The organism is Nostoc sp., assembly GCF_036917095.1.
Lineage (GTDB): Bacteria > Cyanobacteriota > Cyanobacteriia > Cyanobacteriales > Nostocaceae > Nostoc.
In genome coordinates this window covers 206,722-224,772 of sequence record NZ_JBALFH010000015.1, presented here as the reverse complement: position 1 = coordinate 224,772, position 18,051 = coordinate 206,722, and the positions used below count along the sequence as shown (strand labels likewise).

The following is an 18,051-nucleotide window of genomic DNA, read 5'->3' as shown; positions in this document are numbered from 1 at the left end:
CAATTCATACTTTGGTAATTTTGACTGCATCACAACCGATCGACTCTCGACGGTCGGTGTGCATGGGCGTTGTTATGCGGCGATCGGCTATGCTGGGCGATCGCGTTTTTAGGATGCCAGGGCGGCTGCATAATGTCAACAAGAGCAGTATATTGTCAATAGAGCCTAAATCAATCTCATTAACTTATGCTTATTGCTAAAATTTTAGGCAATCGCTTTGAGTTCTGCAAACTAGACCAAGCGAGAAATACTGATTATGAGCGTTGATTTTTAATCTTGGTCGTGGTCAAGAGTAATTTACATGCGTTTGCCCTGGATGATTATGTGGTGCAAAAGATTCACGCTTTGCCTTGATAACGCCACGATACAATTAAGATGATCTAGTTTTATTTACTATGAAGAAAATCAGAGACAACACAATTAAGTTAAATCAATATTTAAAGTTAATGGGTATAGTGCCAACTGGAGGGCAAGCCAAGCTGATGATTCAAGGTGGCGAAGTCCAAGTCAACGGTATGCTGGAAACCCGACGAGGGCGGCGACTAGTACCAGGTGATAAAGTGACAATAGAAGGAAAAACTTTAGAGGTAAATTTGGACAACAATGAAGACCAAGACGTAGTAATAGATTTTACCGAACAAACCGAGTAAAGGATTTTTATCGCAAATTGAAAAGTTTCTCTTTTGTTTTGTAAGCAATGCTGCAAATTTCCAACAAAGTTATTATCCCGCAGAGTGAGATTGAAATTAGCGCGATTCGTTCGCAAGGAGCAGGAGGCCAGAATGTGAATAAGGTTTCCACGGCGATTCACTTGCGCTTCGATATTGCGGCTTCATCATTACCCAATTATTATAAAGAACAGCTTTTAAAGCTGAACGATCGCCGCATCACGCAGGACGGAGTTGTTGTAATCAAAGCGCAGGAACACCGAAGCCAAGAGAACAATCGGGAGTCAGCTTTGAAACGACTTCAAGAACTCATTCAAAGCGCAGTTGTTGTGACGATAAAACGCAAACCCACAAAACCATCTCGCAGTTCTCAAAGAAAGCGCCTTGACTACAAAACTAAGCGCGGACAGGTTAAGTCTAACAGAGCAGAAGTGACAGATTATTGATTTATAAATTAGACTTTGGCACTCAATTTGGTTGCAAAATCTTACCAGAGAACTAAAACTAATTCCTTCTATAGGCTGTGGTCAAGTTCATGACTTAGTTGGTTAGCTTGAGAGGAGCAACTATTAAAGGTGAAAAAAGATGAATAAGACATTACTAACGATTTTGATGCTTGCACTGTTAATCTTATTCATCATCTCTCCCTTTGCTGGCCTTGCTAGTTTAATGCTGATAGTCTTAGTTTCGGCGTTTTTCTCTTTACTAGGAAACTTGTTCCAAGTAATAATTGGTGGTGACACCGATCCTAAAGGGTCATAAAAGCAAAATTCCAAATGAAGATAGAGATTTCACAACTATTGTGATGTTACACGAAAAAGCCGCTTGCAAGGTGCGATCGCTTTGGCGGCTCCCTTAATAAATCAATCACGATCAATTACTTAGTGGTGTGGCTAAACCGTCAATGCTGACGACATTTTTCTTCTGTTGATATTCTCGAACTCCCTCTTCGCCTTTTTTAGTAGCCCAGTTTACTAGAGTCTGGCGCTGACCTTGATATTCATAAAGTGGTACGCCAAAACCACAGGCGGTCAGTATTTTATCAATGTCAGCGACGATAATTTGACGAGTTCCAGGCATCGGCACAAATAAAGAGTACAGGGAGTCCCAATCTGAAGAACTCGGTAAAATCGTCTTTCCTTGACCGTAAAGACGCAGGATACACGCGGGTTCCTCAAAGGCGCAAAACATGAAGGTTATCCGCCCATTTTCTTGCAAATGGGCTGATGTTTCGTTACCACTGCCTGTAAGGTCTACGTAACCTACTCGGTTGGGAGAGAGGACGCGAAAGCAGCCTAAACCTTTAGGAGACAGGTTAATATGACCCGTAGGACTCAAGGGTGCAGAGCCAACAAAAAAAAGGTGTTGAGCTGCAATAAAGTCTTGCAGTTCGTCAGTGATACAGTCAAAAGATTTAGACATAGACTGTCTGAATTTATATTTACAAATTTTCTATGTTTTCAGCCTATGTCTTAGTTAAATATCTAGCAAGGTCTAATTACCTATGTCTGACAACAAGTCGGTCATCATAAGGGAGTGGGGAGTAGGGGAAAACCATTACTGTCTCATATACCGACTAGCCATCTGGATGGCATCCGCGATATCGACATCACCATCGCCGTCAGCATCCAAGAAGGAATTCAGTACAGGATTCCCGTCAGCTTGGGGATTTTGAGCATTGGCACCTGATTGCAAAAAATTCAGCACCAAAGGTACTGCTAAAGGCAGCAATTGTTGAACTATACCAGCATCCAATCCAGTGCGCTGGGCAGCAACCTGAGCTACCTGCTGTTGTATCTGGGGAGAAAACAGCGAATCGACGGCTTGAGGGTTAGGTGAAGTCCCAGCATATTGATTCACTAGAGTTTGTGTGGCTTCATTACCATCTGTGGCTTGCTTTTGTTGTAAAGCAGAACGCACTTGACCACCCACAATTGACAAAACTGATTGGATGGTAGACGGGTCTGTGCCTGTGCGATCGCTCAGTTGTTGTACAGTGTTAACAATACTTCCCAATTGACCCAAGCTACCCTGTTGATTGGGATTAGTGACGGCACCAAGAATTTGATCGAAAAGTCCCATAAGTTTGTTTTTCCCTTTGTTCTCGAAAAGCTTGCCAAAACTGACTTGAAGTGTTTTGTGTAGGCGGACTTCTGTCAGTCTACTAATAGATTAGAACACGCGAGCTTCATAATGAGCGAATAAAATTTCCAAAGCTACTAGCTCAAGGATGAGAAATCGGTAGAGCGATACCTGCGGTGGGCAGAGCCAACGCAAACTCTGTACCTCGATTTAACTCAGATTCGCAAGTAATTTTACCCTGATGTTTTTCTACCACAATCTGATACGCGATCGCTAGCCCCAAACCAGTACCAATACCTCGTGGTTTGGTTGTGAAAAATGTATCAAATATCTTTTTCTGATTTTCTGGCGAAATACCAGAGCCATTGTCTGCAATTCGCACTAACACCAAGTCATTCTGCCAGCATTCTGTAGTAATAGTGATTTCAGGCATAAATTCGGGATTCTCAGCCAATTTTTGCTCCAAAGCATCGATAGCATTGCTAAGAAGATTCATAAATACCTGATAAAGTAAACCTGTGTAGCCTGGAATCGTTGGAATCTCACCATAGTTGCGAACAAGGCTAATATCATTTTTCAGGCGATTGTTCAGAATCAACAGCGTACTATCTATACAAGCGTGTAGTTCTACTACCTGCACTTCCCCGTCATCTAAACGAGAAAAATCTTTCAAACTTCGGACAATTTCTCGCGTGCGGTCAGCACCAACTGTCATAGAGTGGAAGAGTTTTGGCAAATCTACTTCTAGAAACTCCAAATCAATTTCTTCTGCTAAAGTTTGCACAGCAGTGGAAGGCTGAGGAACTTCGGCTTTGTATATTTGTAGTAGCGACAATAGGTCGTCAGTATAGGTTTTCGCGTGTACGAGGTTGCCAGAAATGAAATTTATCGGATTATTAATTTCGTGAGCGACACCAGCCACCATCCGTCCTAAACTCGACATTTTTTCACTTTGAATTAGTCGAACTTGCGCCTCGGTTTGTTGTTCTTCTAAAAGGTGCTTCACCTGTTGAATTAGCTGGTTAAGGGAGCTAGTTAACGCCCCAACTTCATCTTCTGTAGTCACAGGTGCTTGCAAGTCAAAATTAGCTTCTTGGGTAACTCTTTGGGCAATATTTGTCACCGCATTAATGGGATGGGCGATGATTTTACTTGTGTAGAAAGCCAAGATGGCAGCGATCGCCACTGATAGCACCATACTACCAATAATAATCTGAGCTTGTATGAGTGCAGCCTGATTCTGAGCTATATGAGCTTTCTCTTGGCGTTTTTGAAGGGTTTTGGCAAAGTCAGTTAACTCATGGGCAAATTGATAAAACTTTAGAGCATCCTGACTTTGACTGAATTTCAAGATTAATTGCTCTGCTTTTATAGCTCCCTCTGGCTGTGAAGTTAATGGCAAAATTTGCTGAATCAGCGACCTGAGTCGTTCGAGATATCCGGCTATGGCGCTGTTATGCTTTGCGAGCAGAGCTTGTAATTTCCCTTGGAAAGTGGTTTGACTAAATTCTTGTACCCGATCGAGCAACGTTTCCGTATTCGCCAAATCGCTTTTGAAATCAGAAATTCCCCTTTGCAACGCTTGCGGCTGCTGCAAAAAAGGCAGTATTTCTTGCTGGCGAATCTGTATTTCCAGCACTTGTCCTTGTAAACTACTTAACAAGCTTACTTCTTCATCTGCTACCACGATCTGTTGTTTGGCTTGTTGGAAGTAGCGATGGCCTATTACCAACCCCATCGTTGTTCCCAAAACTGCAATTCCCAAAGCCACACCGTATCCATAAAAAATTTTTTGCCGAATACTAAGCTGGTGGAATTTTTGTTGAACCGAGTTAAAGTATTTTAATTCAGGTGTCGCAGTCATCGTGTAAGTCGCTGTTGAATTTTTTTAGTAAGCGGTTTTTCATAAAAAACACCGAATCTAGCCGTAGGCGATCGGACGCGGGAACGCAAAAATGCAGAGGGTAGAAGCAATTTTGATACAAAATGCGCTCTTAGTTTACCAAAAGTTGCTTTTTTCTTCCCTGGTCAAAAATACTGAAACTATGAAGATTAGAAATATCTGCCTACTGAATATCCAGTCATCTTTACTTAGCCACGCTTTTGTCACAGAAGAGGGCAGGGGAGGCAGGGGGCACTCAAGTTTCACCCTCAAAGGTTCAAATTTCACAAAAGCTGCTTCTTACTACTCTGGTAAAAAATACTGAAACTATTAAGATCAGAAGCATCTGCCTACCGAATACCCACTAATTTTTCCCAACCATGCCTCTGTCACGGATAGTAACGCTGATTGTTGGTCTGATCGTCATTTTGGGGCTAGCCCTATGGCTAATTGATTCCCTATCGCGCCTCTATTGGCAATTGTCCTATTCGCCGTTGCTAGGCAATTTGCTGCTGTTGCTGCTAATTGTCCTCATTGGAGCGTTGGTTGCGGCTTTTGTCTATTATGTATTAGTGATTCAATCTGGAGAAAAGCGATCGCGCCGCAACCCGAAGCGAGTGACTGCGGCACAAATTCCTGCTGCTAAATCTGATGCTGCTTCTACAACTCTACAGGCTGTGCGGCAACAGGTAGCGCAAATTCAAGATGAAGTAGCACGCCAGGCTTTATTAAGTAAATCGCGAGAGATTGAAGCAAACTTAGCACGGGGTGAAATTCAAGTAGTGGTATTTGGTACGGGGAGTGCTGGCAAAACTTCTTTAGTTAATGCCATTATGGGGCGCATGGTGGGTCAAGTGGATGCACCAATGGGTACAACCCAGGTTGGAGAAACTTATTGTCTGCGGTTGAAGGGATTAGAACGCAAGATTTTAATTACGGATACGCCAGGGATTTTAGAAGCAGGGGTGGCGGGAACGGAACGGGAACAAATGGCGCGAGAACTGGCAACAGCAGCAGATTTACTGTTGTTTGTGGTGGATAATGACTTACGGCGCTCTGAATATGAGCCACTGCGGGGATTGGCAGAAATTGGTAAGCGATCGCTCCTAGTTCTCAACAAAACTGATTTATATACAGATGAAGATAAAGAAGCGATCCTCGCGAGATTGCGTCAACGGGTACGGGGATTTATTGCTACTAATGATGTCGTGGCGATCGCTGCTAATCCCCAATCTGCACAACTAGAAACTGGCGAAACCTTCCAGCCGGAACCGGATATTGTTCCTTTGCTGCGGCGCACGGCTGCTGTTTTACGAGCTGAGGGCGAAGATTTGGTGGCAGATAATATTCTGCTGCAATCTCTGCGATTGGGAGACGAAGCGCGAAAACTCATCGATGGCCAGCGTCGCCGTCAAGCTGACAAAATTGTAGAACGGTTTCAGTGGATTGGTGCTGGTGTGGTATCAGTCACGCCTATACCAGTTGTAGATTTACTAGCGACAGCCGCCGTTAATGCTCAAATGGTTGTGGAAATTGGCAGAGTGTACGGCTGTGAATTGAATATGGAACGGGGACGAGAGTTAGCCCTTTCTTTAGCGAAAACGATCGCCAGTTTAGGCATTGTCAAGGGAGCGATTCAATTACTTTCTACAGCTTTGCAGCTCAATGTTGCCACCTTTATTATTGGTAGAGCAATTCAAGGCGTGACAGCAGCTTATTTAACGCGAATTGCTGGTAAAAGTTTTATTGAATATTTTCGTCATGACCAAGATTGGGGCGATGGTGGGATGACGGAAGTTGTCCAACGACAGTTTCAAATTAATCGCAGAGATGAATTTATCAAGGCTTTTATTCAAGAAGCGATCGCGCGAGTAGTTAAGCCGTTAACAGATAAAAGTGAGGCAATAGAGGAAGAAGAGAGCAAAGAAGAATCTCACTAACTTGAAACTTTTTACAAATTAGTTTCAGAAATGCTCCTGCTTTTTTGCAAGAGCATACAAACCTTGACCAATCGGTTTAGGTTGTGTTAGTATTAGCCCAAGGTTAAAAAATCGCCAGGTTGCATATGACTCGCGGCCCTGAAAAGCAATTTGACCCCGAAGTTGCCTTAGAGCAGGCAATGAGAGTGTTTTGGGTGCACGGCTACGAAGCCGCCAGCCTTTCTGAATTGCTAAAAAATATGGGGATTGGCAAAAAAAGCTTGTATGACACCTTTGGCAACAAGCAATCGCTTTTTCTCAAGGCGTTAGAGCACTATGCTCACACCAACATTCAGAATGTGCAGGCTCGTCTCTCTGCTGACGGCTCTCCGCTGGGCCATCTGAAGCAACTGCTGAAAGACTTGCAGGAAATGCATAGTCAACCCGGTAGCTGCGGTTGTATGCTCGGCACCAACATTGCCGATTTCAATACCGAAGACAAAGCGATCGCTAAAGTCATGCGGGGCTACCTGCAACAGGCGGAAGATGTGCTCACCGCAACGCTAATCCGCGCTCAGGCTGTGGGGGAAATCAGCCCTGAGTCCAATCCACGCAATCTGGCGCGTCTACTGCTCTGTACGATGCAGGGGGTAGCGCTCATCGGACGGGTTATGGAAAATGGCACCACTCTAGAAGGGGCAGTGACAGCCGCTATTTATCTGCTAGACAACAGCTAATTTTTTTGACTTAACTTAGACTATTCGTTCAAAGTTTTGATTTCATTGCTTTTTTAGGAGGTATTTTCATGACTTACGACATCGCCAACAAAATCATTCTCGTAAACGGTGCAAATCGCGGCATTGGTAAAGTGCTGGTTGAGTCCTTTGTTGAGCACGGTGCGGCTAAAGTGTATGCCGCAGTGCGAAAGCTTGAGAGCGCTGCACCGCTAGTCGAAAAATACGGCGACAAAGTGGTGCCAATTCATATTGATTTAGCAGATCGGCAATCGATCGTTGCTGCTGCTCAAACTGCAACGGATGTGGAGGTTGTGGTGAACAACGCAGGAGTCGCTCAGGACGCGAGTCCCTTGGATGAGAATGCGATCGCAACCCTAGAGTTTCAGATGAACATTAACGTCTATGGCTTGATCGCCATGGCCCAGTCGTTTGCGCCGATTCTCAAAGCTAATGGCGGTGGCGTCTTTGTTCAGCTTAATTCCGTTGCTTCGCTAAAGACGTTCTTGAGTTTTGCTACCTACAGTGCCTCCAAAGCGGCGGCCTATTCCATTACTCAGGCATTACGAGAATTACTCGGCAAACAAGGCACTATCGTGCTGAGTGTTCACCCTGGGCCCATTACTACCGACATGAGCGATGCGGCAGGGATGGCCGAAATCTCTGAACCACCCATTCTGGTTGCGGAGGGCATTATCGCTGCGCTGCAAGCAGGTGAGTTCCATGTTTTCCCCGACTCGGTGGCGAAACAAATTGGTAGTGCCTACGAGAGCTTTGCAAAAAGTGTCGTCGAAGTCAGCATGGGCGAAGGCTAACGATTCCTTGCAAACATCTGATTTTGAACCGTAAACCATATGGGGAGAGGGCGTTGCAGAACAGTGGGATGAATTGAGACAAGCAGAGGAAGCAGAGGAAGCAGGGGAGGAAATTTTATAAGTTGCCAAATCATCCCGCAAATATGCAATGCCGGGGAGAGAAACAACTCCAGTTAGATAAACACCCAATACTTCTCGGGTTTTGCATTTTTAACTCGAAATCGGGTTTGGGTTAAAGGTTTTTTCTTCTCCTTTTCCCGTTCCCCTTTTCCCTTTAACCGAGAAGTATTGAGATAAACACCAAACTAAATTCGTTTATACAGTTAGCGAGGCTTTTCGTTTGCGCTTTAACCACAAAGCTGCAACACCAGCAACCGCTATCCCGCCAAGGGTATCGGGTTCTGGAACGGTGGCTAAATGGGTATTATCAATCACAAGTTTAGCCAACGTACCATTACCACTACTGGAGAAGAGATAATCGTCTTCAAGATTGCCCCGAAGCGCACCTCCAATTGAGAAAAACTGCCCCTTTCTGGCATTAATATCTGCAATCGCGTCAGAGTTGAGAACAAAATTCAGAATTTCGTCCGAATTGCCAGAAGTACTAACGTCAAAAGTTCCATAATTTTTACCACTTCCCAAATCACTATAAATAGTGTTGCTGGGGCTATTAACTTTCTGACTTAGTACATCAGCAGGTGTTGAAACATCAAAAAAATCTAGAGTTTTTGTTCCAGTTTCTGAACCCTCAAATCGTTGAATTTGTAGGGTTGCTGAGGAGACTTTTGCTATAGTACCAAGATCGAATGTAAAAAAGTCACGCAAATCTGTTGCGCGGATATTTCCAGTTAGATAGTTGGTATTATCGTTAGTATTAGACACATTAAGTCCGCCTTCAGCAGCCCACCAACCTTGACCTGATGCATTTACAGTCAAAGTTGCTGCTTGCGCTGCATTTAACGTTCCTAATCCGAATCCAACGACGGCAGCCGTAATTGCCAATTTGGAACACTTTTTCATTGGATATCCCTCTAAATTTCAACTTTTTTCTATGCAATTACTGCTTTTCACTCTTATGCACTTGCTCTACATAAAACTGACTGAGCATAGTGAAAATTCTTGGATAGGGTTATTTTGACACTGAAAATTCTGTATTAACATTGATTAATACTGTTATTAGCATGATACTATTAGACGAAGTTTTATAAGTGTAAATACATAAATTTTATATAGAATTTACAGTATTTTTATATTTTATGCATTTTTTTAAGGTTTAATCCTTGTAATACCAATTTAATGTGAAGTTGCACATATCTTGATCCCCCTAAATCCCCCGATAAATTGGGGGACTTTGAATTCCCCCCTTTTTAAGGGGAGCCAGCGCGGTCTTGGGGTCTCCCCAAGTGGAGCGACTGGCGTGGGCTAGGGGGGATCGAATTCTATGCAGCTTCAGAAAGAATTGGTATAAAGAGAGAAAATTCTGGCTTAGATTCTCAATTTTTTAGAGAAGCCAGGAATTTTATTATTCAAATTTTTTAAGTAAAAGTACTGAAATAAATCAAGGTTATATTTCAGCATTAATGTTTTATAAATCTATTCTTCAAGCATTCCGGAAACAGGTGGGAATGTCAGAAAAACTAAATAAAAGGACTTACTGAGTAACCAGGTCATGACCCACCACATAATCGGTAAATTACTACAAGGGCGTTACCAAATTGTCCAAACCCTGGGTGCAGGGGTGTTTGGACAAACATACATTGCTGTAGACGTAGATTATCCGGAGAATCCCAAATGCGTTGTTAAGCAGATCAAAGTTAGCAGTTCCGAATCTGGCTACTTGGAGATGCTGAGATTACTGTTTCTGACTGAAACCGAAACCCTCAAGCTTCTGGGAAGCCATCACCAAATTCCTGAATTCATCGTCTGCTTTGAAGAAAACGAGCGATTTTATTTAGTGCAAGAGTATATTGAAGGACATGCGCTGACTGCGGAATTGCCCGTCCATCAACAGTGGGGGTGTATGTGGAGTGAAAGCGAAGTTGTAGAATTTCTGATAGATGTCTTAGGTATTCTAGAATTTGTTCACTCTCAAGGTGTTATCCATTGCGATATCAAACCGGAAAACTTAATCAGACGTAATAGCGATGGCAAGTTAGTTTTGATTGACTTTGGCTCAATCCAGTCTATCGATTTTGGCATAGGTGCGGAATTGCCCATTTATAGAATTCCTGTCACTTCATTGGGGTATATACCGCCAGAGCAATTTATTGGTCAAACACAGCCCAACAGTGATATTTATGCTTTGGGTATGATTGCCATTCAGGCTTTAACTGGGTTAGAACCATTAAAATTAAAAGCCGATCCTTATACTAATGAAATTTTTTGGCGTTCTCAAAACACGCCAGTTAATGATTATCTAGCTGCTGTTCTCAGCCAAATGATCCGCTACGATTACCAAGATCGTTTTCAATCTGCGGGTGAGGTACTGCGGGTACTCAAACAAATCATATGGGAACAGCCACCAGAAATATTAGAAGCAGATTCTCATTTTTCCCTAGAGGCGACGGCTGAAGATAATAATTATCAAAATCCTACATTTGGAAAATCATCCCCGTTTTTAACAGGAATGAAAGTAGGACTGGCGGCTAATTCTTTGTTGATGGGATTTGGTGTTTATTCTTTAGTTAATACTTCACCTGCATACTCAGAAACAGATACTTTATATAAAGCGAAAAAAGAATATCAATCAGGAGATTTGCAAGAAGCGATCGCACTTGCTAAATCAATTCCCTCCCACAGTAATGTTTACCCAGAAGCACAAGCTACAATTGAAGAATGGCAAGAGCAATGGCAAGTAGCTGCACAGCAATATCAAATAGCTCAAACAGCTTTTCATGAGAGCAAATGGTCAGATGTTCTTCATGCTGCTGCTAAAATTCCAAATATTTTATATTGGCAAACTAAAACAAATAATCTAGTTCGGCAAGCATCCCTCAACATTGAAACACAGACGCAAGATTTATTAGCAAAAGCTTACGAAAGAGCCAAGATAAAAGATTTTTCTACGGCATTACAATATCTGCGTCAAATTCCTCAAGAAAGTCGTGCGGGTGCTTTAGTTCAAGACAAGTTAGCTGAGTACAATCGAAAGCGGCAGATCAGAGCAGCCTACTTTTTACAAAAAGCCTATAAACAAGCATATGTTGGTGATTTTGAACAGGCTGTAAAATTTCTCCGAAATATTCCCAACGATACTCTAGTTTATGCTCAAGCTCAAGTCAAATTGAATGAGTATACTCAAAAACAACGCGTGCTGGCTGACAATCAAAGGGTAGCTTCTGCAAAAAGAATAAATTCATTCATCCCTAAAAAATCAGCGACTAGGATGGAATATTTTCAGGGAGTAAATTACCTACAAGAGGTGAATATTCGCTAGTTACAGCAATTTTTATATGCATAGACTTGTTACATACATAAATTTTAAAATGCACGTAGGGGCATAATATATTGTGCTCTTATGTGTGTAGTCTAAGGGTTGAAATTCTCGTCTATTCGCGTAACATGTCGTAGGCAAAATAAGAATTTTAAATTGTTAACGGATGGGTAATTCAATAATAAACTCTATCCCTTCACCTGCTTTGGAATGGTATGTGAGCTTGCCATGATGATTATTAACCACAATTTGGTAAGCAATAGATAGACCAAGCCCTGTCCCTTTTCCGACGGGTTTTGTTGTATAAAAAGCATCGAATATTTTTGTTTTGTCTGCTGTATTTATACCCGATCCATTGTCGGCAACTCTTAAAATAACTTGCTCTCCAATTGCCTCAGTTTTAATTTTAATTACACCAGAATATTGACAAATTTCATCACTTTTTTTACTATTATATATTTCTTCAATTGCATCGATTGCATTACAAATTAAATTCATAAAAACTTGATTAATTTCGCCAGGAAAACACTCAATAAGTGGTAATTCGCCATATTCTTTGATTATTTTTATGGCTGGGCGATTAGCATTTTGTTTAAACCGATGTCCGAGAATGAGTAATGTACTTTCTAACCCTTCATGCAAATTAGCTAGTTTCTTACCAGCTTCTCTGTGCCGTGAGAAGTTGTTCAGATACGACACAATTTCTGTAACGCGATCTGTACCAACTTGCATGGATTGAATAATTTTAGACAAATCATCTAATAAAAAGTTGAGATCGCTTTTTTGAATTGCGGTTTGAATTTCATCTGGGGGATCGGGTAGGTATTTTTGATAGAGAGACAGTAAACTAACTACCTCATTTACATACTGTTCAACAAAATTTAAGTTGCCAGCTATAAAATTGATGGGATTATTAACTTCATGAGCAATTCCTGCTGTCAGTTGACCTAAAGCTGCTACCTTTTCTGCTTGAATCAGTTGAGTTTGAGTTTGTTGTAATTCGGTATTTTTAGCGCTCAAGGTTTTTGTCAAATTTCTCAGCTTGAGGTGATTTTCAATCCGTACCAAGACTTCTTCATGCTGAAAAGGTTTGGTAATATAGTCTACGGCTCCTAATTGCAAACCTTTGACTTTATCAGCAGTTTCTGAGAGAGCTGTCATAAAAATGACCGGAATATCTTGGACGCGAGCATTACTTTTTAGCTGTTTACAGGTTTCAAAACCATCTATACCGGGCATCATTACATCCAGCAAGATTAAATCGGGTAAATCATCATTTTCTAATCGCTGGAGGGCTTTCTCACCGCTGCGTGCTGCCCAAACTTCAAAACTTGACCGATCCAAAAAGCTGGATAAAACTTGTAAATTGGCAGGGTTATCGTCAACAACTAAAATAATTCCCCTAGAAGGAGCGTAATTAATAGAATCTTTTTGGTCTTCAATAGTAGTTTTCATACTGTTTCCATTGCATATTGAGTCAAGAAGTTGAGGATTAAATCTTCATCAAATTGCCTTGCTAGTTGCCGTATTTCATTAGCAAATGGCACGAAGATTGTGTCTGTTTCCTCCAGTCGATCGGCCCACTTGAGAATGGCATTGAAGTTACCTTTACTGGCTAAGGTAACTAGTTCTTGCAAGACTTGGGGGGAAGGAGGGGTTAATTGAGCAGATTGGCTATTTACTGTCGTTGCTTCTTTGGCTTTTTCTGCATCAGGCTGAGATTGCTTGTAAATCCATACCAAATTTAAGTATTGTTCTAGTTGATGTAATAATTCATCTAAGTGTATAGGTTTGGTCAAGAAGGCGTCACCTCCAGCTTGCAGACTGCGATTTTTGTCGGCTTCAAAGACACTAGCGGAAGAGACGATAATCTTGACATTCTGAATTTCTGGAGTGTGACGCAGGTGTTCAATTAATTCAAACCCATCCATTTCTGGCATCAGTAAATCTGTAACGATCAAGTCTGGCTTGAGGGCGATCGCTTTTTCTAAACCTTCTTTACCGTTGCTGGCTTCAACTACATTAAAACCCAGTGGTTGTAGTAAGCTTGTAATCACTGTGCGATTCTCCCAGCGATCGTCAACCATTAGGATGGTGTAGGGGCTACCCTCAAAGCCAATGATTTGTTTCTCTGATGCTGCGTAGGCGTAGCCCGTCGTAGACATCGCAGATTTTACCCAGTCAGTCGCTTCGGGAATCTCTAATTCAAACCAGAAGCTACTCCCCTGCCCGATCTGACTCTGAACATGGATATCGCTACCCATCATCTGGACTAACTGCCGAGTAATAGCTAAACCCAGCCCTGTGCCTTCAACTTGGCGCTTTTTCTCACCTACTTGTTCAAATGGCAAGAAAATTTTGCTCAATTCTGCGGGAGTTATACCAATTCCGGTGTCTTCTACGGTACAGCGGATGCGATGTTTCACTGTCTGCCCATCACTGGGAGGTCGATCGATTACTTCAATATTGAATGTAACCTGACCTTCATCTGTAAATTTGATCGCATTTCCCAGCAGATTCAATAGCACCTGACGTAATCTTTTAACATCAATATGAACCCCTGTGGGTAAGTCGATCGCGGGTTTATAAACAAACAAAATGCCCTTTTGTTTTGCCCGAATACCGCATATTTCGACAATTCCTTGGAGAAAGGAGGGGAAATGCACATCACCTGGATACAGTTCTAGCTTTTTCGCTTCAATTTTGGAGAGATCCAAAATGTCATTAATTAAAGTCAGCAGATGAGAGCCGCATTGTTCAATAATATTGACGTGATATTGCTCTTGATTGGGTAAAGCTGGGGAACGCAGCAAAATTTGGGCACAACCGAGAATGCCATTCAAGGGCGTTCGCAGTTCATGACTCATGTTGGCTAAAAATTCGCTTTTAGCATGGTTGGCTGTATCAGCGGCAGCTTTAGATTTTTTCAGTTCAGCTTGTTCAAATGCTTGCACTTGCCACAAGACAGTAATCATAGTAACAGCCAGTCCACCGACAATTAAAGCGATCGAGTCGAGGTATTGCAATCGAGATTCGATATTTTCGCGGGGAATTACCAAAGCCACAGACCAATTAGCGGCTTGCAACGGCAGATAAGCTACATACTTTTTAGTGCCGTCAATTTCCATTAACTCAATTCCCTGTTGTTTTTTCACCATCCGCCGGGCGATCGCATTTAAATTGCGATCGCCAATTTTCAGCAGGCTGGGTGCAGGTTCTTCTACGGTTGACATTAATGCCGAGTCAGGGTGGACGATCGCTTGTCCTTGGGAATTGAGAGCAAAAGCATAGCTATTCGTGCCGTAGTGCAGGGAGTTGACAACCTTTGCAATGCGATCGACTCTCACATTGCCGTGGAAAGTCCCTATTGGTGAACTACTAGCAGAATTTGACCAAATCGGGGTGGAGATCGCAATTAAAGAAATTCCTGTAGAACGGCTAATAAAGGGATCGGAAATATTGCTCTTTCCCGCAATTGCTTTTTGAAAGTAATCTCGATCCTGAATATTTTTATTTGAGCGACCAACTTTTGTATTGGAATATGAACCATCTGGGGTAGCTATTTGGAACAAGAAAAATTCATTTATCCGCTTGACTTCTGCCTTTAAATATGGTTCTGCCACAGACCAGTTTAAGGAGCGTACAGTTGAAGTATTCGCCAAGGTTTGTACTTCTACTTGACGAACATGTAACCACTCCTCAATTTCAGCACCCCCTCTTTGTACCTCTAAAAAAGCACTATGTCTCAAATCTTTGAGCATCACATTTCTAGCGGCTTGATAGCTGAAATAGGCAGAAATACTGACTACAAGAGTAGTGCCGCCTATAATAAATCGAATTAATAAATTTCGCGAGGGATGATTTTCTCTGTCAGATGCCGATAGGCTGGAGTTTTGTTGTATCAAGGGTTAGCTCCTTAACCACATAGTTCGGTAAGAAGAAATTCTCGGTTATCTTTAGATTTCCCAAGAAGTTACCGATGCTCACAGCTTTTGGTAAAATAAACAATAAATTTATAGTAATGCCACGAATTATAAGTTTTTATTTCAAAATATTCTTGAAAATAAACTAAAATTCTACATATTGGTCAGAAGAAGTGTTTTTAATAATTCGTAATTACGAATTATTAATCTATTAGGCAGGGCTATTTCGTTCTAGACATAAACCGCCCAGAACTAAAGTTCCGCGGCTCATAGCCCAACTCCACGCTTAGTGGACTAAAAGCCTTTATTAGTCGTCTTTAGACGAATGAGTGCTATTAGCCTTAGAATTTATTCTGAGGCAGGCTAGATGAGAATGAAATAGCCCTGTGTATTAGGGCATCGTCTGCGGTGAATTAGTAGGATTAGGAGCTGGGATAATTGGTACGATTAGAGGCTTTGGTTTCTCGGATTGCAGTTGAATTTGGGCTTGGTCGCGGGCGTTTATTGCTTGGTGGTAATTAGGCTTGTATTTTATTGCTCGATCGTAAGATGCGATCGCATCTTTAAACCGTTTCAAATTTAGTAGGGCATTGCCTCTACTATACCAGCTTTCAGCATAGTCTGGTTTATAACGAACTGCCTTATTATAAGATGCGATCGCATCTTCGTATTTTTGCAAAATGTATTCTGAATTCCCTAGATTGTACCAGAGTTGATAGTCATTTTGTTTAATTGTTGCTGCTTTATTATAAGCTTTTATTGCTTCTTCATAGCGTTGATTTTGATGCAGCGACCAGCCCAAATTATACCATGCTTGATAGTTTCTGGGATTGTACTTAATTACTTGATTAAAAGATTCAATTGCTTCTGGATAACGTCGTAAGTTTATGAGAATGTTACCTCTTGATAACCAAGCTTGATAATAATCCGGTTGGTATTGTACCGCTTTATCATAAGCTGTGAATGCATCTTGGTAGCGTTGCAAATTGACTAGAGCATTTCCCCAATTATACCAGCCTTGCTCGTAGTCTGGTTTTAATTCAACGACTTTTTCATAGGCTGCGATCGCTTCTTCATATCGCTTAGAACTTTGTAAGGCTAATCCTTTTTTATACCAAGCTTCGTAATTATCTGGTTTAAATTCAATCGCTTTTTCATAAGATTTAATTGCTTGGTCGTATTGATTTAAATTACTTAAAGCTTCACCCTTAGCATTCCACACTTCCGAGTTTTTATCATTTAATTGTAAGGCTTTGTCAAAAGAGGCGATCGCTTCTTGATATCGCTGTAAATTTCCCAATACAAAGCCCCGTCCGCTCCAAGCTTCAAAATAATCTGGTTTAATTTGAATTGCTTTATCATATGCTGCTAGCGCATCTTTGTATTTTTTTAATTGATACAGCGTTTTGCCTTGACCATTCCAGCCTTGAGCATAATCTGGTCTAATATTAACGGCTTTTTCATATACTTCTAATGCGTCTTGATAGCGTTGCAAATCAAAAAGGGTATTTCCTTGTTTAGATAATTCTATGGCGTTATTGGAATTGATGTGATTAAAAATCAATATTGATGCTACTCCACTCACCCCAATTAAAAATATTGCTAGTAAAACTTTACTCAAAATCCCTTTTTTGGGTTGAGGTTTGATTACATTTTTTGGTGGAGAAATAGGAGTTAAAGCTATTGTTTGGGCGGGTGGTTGTGTTAACTCTTTCAGCCCTTGTAGCGCTAAAGTTGCCGAAGAATAGCGTTGCCGAAAATCGTAGCACACCATTTTATCTAAGAATTGAGCGAATTCTGGCGTTACTGTGGCTTGATTATGCCAGATAATTTCATTCGTATCGGCATCTTTTACTATTTCCTCTGCTGATAATCCAGTGAGAGCTTGAATAGCAATTATTCCCGCAGCATAGATATCACTGCTTAATTTTGGCGTACCATGAGCTTGTTCTCCAGGAATATATCCAGGCGTACCTATAGCAACAGTAGCTTGCGTTTGAACTTGGGGAAGAATAATTTGAGTAGCAATTTGTTTAACTGCACCAAAATCTATTAAAATTAATTTGCCATCTGAGTCGCGTCTAAGGATATTTCGGGGATTAACATCACGGTGAATTACATTCTGTTGATGGACAAATTCTAAGATTGTCAAAAGTTCTTGTAAAAGTGAAATTACTTGCTCTTGACTCCAGGTTTTACCTGGGATTAATTCTTGACTCAAGTCATGGCCTTCAATCAATTCCTGTACGAGATAAAATTCGGCATTTTCCTCAAAGTAAGCTAAAAGTTGGGGAATGCGATCGTGAGTTCCTAATTTATATAAAACTTGTGCTTCTGTATCAAATAAACGCCTAGCTGTCTCCAAAGTTACAGGATCGCTTGCCTGGGGTTTGAGTTTCTTAACGACACACGGAGGTGAACCGGGTAATTGGGTATCAAAAGCTATAAAAGTTTCACCAAAACCCCCACCTCCCAAGTGACTAATAATTTGGTATCTTCCTACAAGTGTGTTTCCCAGCATCTCGTTTGCCTAGTTAAGTGCGATGCGATCTGATTTCAATCTTGCCACACGTTAAGGGGAGTGAGGGGGGAGGT

The 18,051-nt window shown here is 41.5% G+C and carries 15 protein-coding genes; 7 read left to right on the top strand and 8 right to left on the bottom strand.

Translation table 11 applies throughout. The features are described from left to right. Positions 1 to 4 precede the first annotated feature (4 nt). Positions 5 to 142, bottom strand: coding sequence for a hypothetical protein (locus tag V7L01_RS05100; protein ID WP_335032521.1), 138 nt, complete (start codon positions 140 to 142; stop codon positions 5 to 7). Between the two features lie 253 nt (positions 143 to 395). Between V7L01_RS05100 and V7L01_RS05095 the strand changes: the two genes are divergently transcribed. From V7L01_RS05095 to V7L01_RS05085, 3 genes are all read left to right on the top strand, one after another. Beyond that, positions 396 to 650 (top strand): RNA-binding S4 domain-containing protein, encoded by a 255-nt coding sequence (locus V7L01_RS05095; protein WP_335032519.1) that lies wholly within the window; start codon positions 396 to 398, stop codon positions 648 to 650. Between the two features lie 47 nt (positions 651 to 697). Continuing rightward, the gene (gene arfB / locus V7L01_RS05090) at positions 698 to 1,114 is read left to right on the top strand and encodes an alternative ribosome rescue aminoacyl-tRNA hydrolase ArfB (RefSeq protein ID WP_335032517.1); all 417 of its coding nucleotides are present in this window, start codon (positions 698 to 700) and stop codon (positions 1,112 to 1,114) included. A gap of 139 nt (positions 1,115 to 1,253) precedes the next feature. Next, positions 1,254 to 1,430: a hypothetical protein gene (locus V7L01_RS05085; RefSeq protein ID WP_335032515.1), complete on the top strand. Its 177-nt coding sequence runs from the start codon at positions 1,254 to 1,256 to the stop codon at positions 1,428 to 1,430. Between the two features lie 111 nt (positions 1,431 to 1,541). Here V7L01_RS05085 and V7L01_RS05080 read toward each other — a convergent pair whose 3' ends face one another. The 3 genes from V7L01_RS05080 to V7L01_RS05070 all read right to left on the bottom strand — a co-directional run bounded on the left by V7L01_RS05080 (position 1,542) and on the right by V7L01_RS05070 (position 4,614). After that, entirely contained in the window at positions 1,542 to 2,090 is a 549-nt protein-coding gene (locus V7L01_RS05080) for a pyridoxamine 5'-phosphate oxidase family protein (RefSeq protein WP_335032513.1), read from the bottom strand. A gap of 135 nt (positions 2,091 to 2,225) precedes the next feature. Continuing rightward, the gene (locus V7L01_RS05075; RefSeq protein WP_335032511.1) at positions 2,226 to 2,750 is read right to left on the bottom strand and encodes a DUF937 domain-containing protein; all 525 of its coding nucleotides are present in this window, start codon (positions 2,748 to 2,750) and stop codon (positions 2,226 to 2,228) included. A gap of 142 nt (positions 2,751 to 2,892) precedes the next feature. Next, positions 2,893 to 4,614 (bottom strand): sensor histidine kinase, encoded by a 1,722-nt coding sequence (locus tag V7L01_RS05070; protein WP_335032509.1) that lies wholly within the window; start codon positions 4,612 to 4,614, stop codon positions 2,893 to 2,895. Positions 4,615 to 5,012: 398 nt separating this feature from the next. Here V7L01_RS05070 and V7L01_RS05065 point away from each other — a divergent pair, with 398 nt between their 5' ends. From V7L01_RS05065 to V7L01_RS05055, 3 genes are all read left to right on the top strand, one after another. Continuing rightward, entirely contained in the window at positions 5,013 to 6,572 is a 1,560-nt protein-coding gene (locus tag V7L01_RS05065; protein ID WP_335032507.1) for a YcjF family protein, read from the top strand. Positions 6,573 to 6,697: 125 nt separating this feature from the next. Beyond that, positions 6,698 to 7,288: a TetR/AcrR family transcriptional regulator gene (locus V7L01_RS05060; protein WP_335032505.1), complete on the top strand. Its 591-nt coding sequence runs from the start codon at positions 6,698 to 6,700 to the stop codon at positions 7,286 to 7,288. 68 nt (positions 7,289 to 7,356) lie between these two features. Next, positions 7,357 to 8,100, top strand: coding sequence for an SDR family oxidoreductase (locus V7L01_RS05055; protein WP_335032503.1), 744 nt, complete (start codon positions 7,357 to 7,359; stop codon positions 8,098 to 8,100). Between the two features lie 315 nt (positions 8,101 to 8,415). Here V7L01_RS05055 and V7L01_RS05050 read toward each other — a convergent pair whose 3' ends face one another. Beyond that, positions 8,416 to 9,120, bottom strand: a complete 705-nt coding sequence (locus tag V7L01_RS05050; RefSeq protein WP_335032501.1) for a PEP-CTERM sorting domain-containing protein — start codon at positions 9,118 to 9,120, stop codon at positions 8,416 to 8,418. Between the two features lie 649 nt (positions 9,121 to 9,769). Here V7L01_RS05050 and V7L01_RS05045 point away from each other — a divergent pair. Next, complete coding sequence (locus V7L01_RS05045) at positions 9,770 to 11,536, top strand: serine/threonine-protein kinase (protein WP_335032499.1); 1,767 nt, start codon at positions 9,770 to 9,772, stop codon at positions 11,534 to 11,536. 156 nt (positions 11,537 to 11,692) lie between these two features. On the opposite strand, the gene V7L01_RS05040 is transcribed toward V7L01_RS05045, so the two are convergent. From V7L01_RS05040 to V7L01_RS05030, 3 genes are all read right to left on the bottom strand, one after another. Further along, positions 11,693 to 12,988, bottom strand: coding sequence for a hybrid sensor histidine kinase/response regulator (locus tag V7L01_RS05040; RefSeq protein ID WP_335032497.1), 1,296 nt, complete (start codon positions 12,986 to 12,988; stop codon positions 11,693 to 11,695). After that, the gene (locus V7L01_RS05035; protein WP_335032495.1) at positions 12,985 to 15,438 is read right to left on the bottom strand and encodes a hybrid sensor histidine kinase/response regulator; all 2,454 of its coding nucleotides are present in this window, start codon (positions 15,436 to 15,438) and stop codon (positions 12,985 to 12,987) included. Before V7L01_RS05035 ends, V7L01_RS05040 begins: the two co-directional genes overlap by 4 nt. 409 nt (positions 15,439 to 15,847) lie before the next feature. Next, on the bottom strand, positions 15,848 to 17,977 hold the full coding sequence (locus tag V7L01_RS05030; RefSeq protein WP_335032493.1) for a tetratricopeptide repeat protein: 2,130 nt from the start codon (positions 17,975 to 17,977) through the stop codon (positions 15,848 to 15,850). Positions 17,978 to 18,051: the final 74 nt, after the last annotated feature.

What these genes read in the sequence shown, in the direction of transcription:
- V7L01_RS05095 (WP_335032519.1), top strand. Translation starts at nt 396, where the DNA reads ATGAAGAAAATCAGAGACAACACAATTAAGTTAAATCAATATTTAAAG.
- arfB (WP_335032517.1), top strand. Translation starts at nt 698, where the DNA reads ATGCTGCAAATTTCCAACAAAGTTATTATCCCGCAGAGTGAGATTGAA.
- V7L01_RS05085 (WP_335032515.1), top strand. Translation starts at nt 1,254, where the DNA reads ATGAATAAGACATTACTAACGATTTTGATGCTTGCACTGTTAATCTTA.
- V7L01_RS05080 (WP_335032513.1), bottom strand. Translation starts at nt 2,090, where the DNA reads ATGTCTAAATCTTTTGACTGTATCACTGACGAACTGCAAGACTTTATT.
- V7L01_RS05075 (WP_335032511.1), bottom strand. Translation starts at nt 2,750, where the DNA reads ATGGGACTTTTCGATCAAATTCTTGGTGCCGTCACTAATCCCAATCAA.
- V7L01_RS05070 (WP_335032509.1), bottom strand. Translation starts at nt 4,614, where the DNA reads ATGACTGCGACACCTGAATTAAAATACTTTAACTCGGTTCAACAAAAA.
- V7L01_RS05065 (WP_335032507.1), top strand. Translation starts at nt 5,013, where the DNA reads ATGCCTCTGTCACGGATAGTAACGCTGATTGTTGGTCTGATCGTCATT.
- V7L01_RS05060 (WP_335032505.1), top strand. Translation starts at nt 6,698, where the DNA reads ATGACTCGCGGCCCTGAAAAGCAATTTGACCCCGAAGTTGCCTTAGAG.
- V7L01_RS05055 (WP_335032503.1), top strand. Translation starts at nt 7,357, where the DNA reads ATGACTTACGACATCGCCAACAAAATCATTCTCGTAAACGGTGCAAAT.
- V7L01_RS05050 (WP_335032501.1), bottom strand. Translation starts at nt 9,120, where the DNA reads ATGAAAAAGTGTTCCAAATTGGCAATTACGGCTGCCGTCGTTGGATTC.
- V7L01_RS05045 (WP_335032499.1), top strand. Translation starts at nt 9,770, where the DNA reads ATGACCCACCACATAATCGGTAAATTACTACAAGGGCGTTACCAAATT.
- V7L01_RS05040 (WP_335032497.1), bottom strand. Translation starts at nt 12,988, where the DNA reads ATGAAAACTACTATTGAAGACCAAAAAGATTCTATTAATTACGCTCCT.
- V7L01_RS05030 (WP_335032493.1), bottom strand. Translation starts at nt 17,977, where the DNA reads ATGCTGGGAAACACACTTGTAGGAAGATACCAAATTATTAGTCACTTG.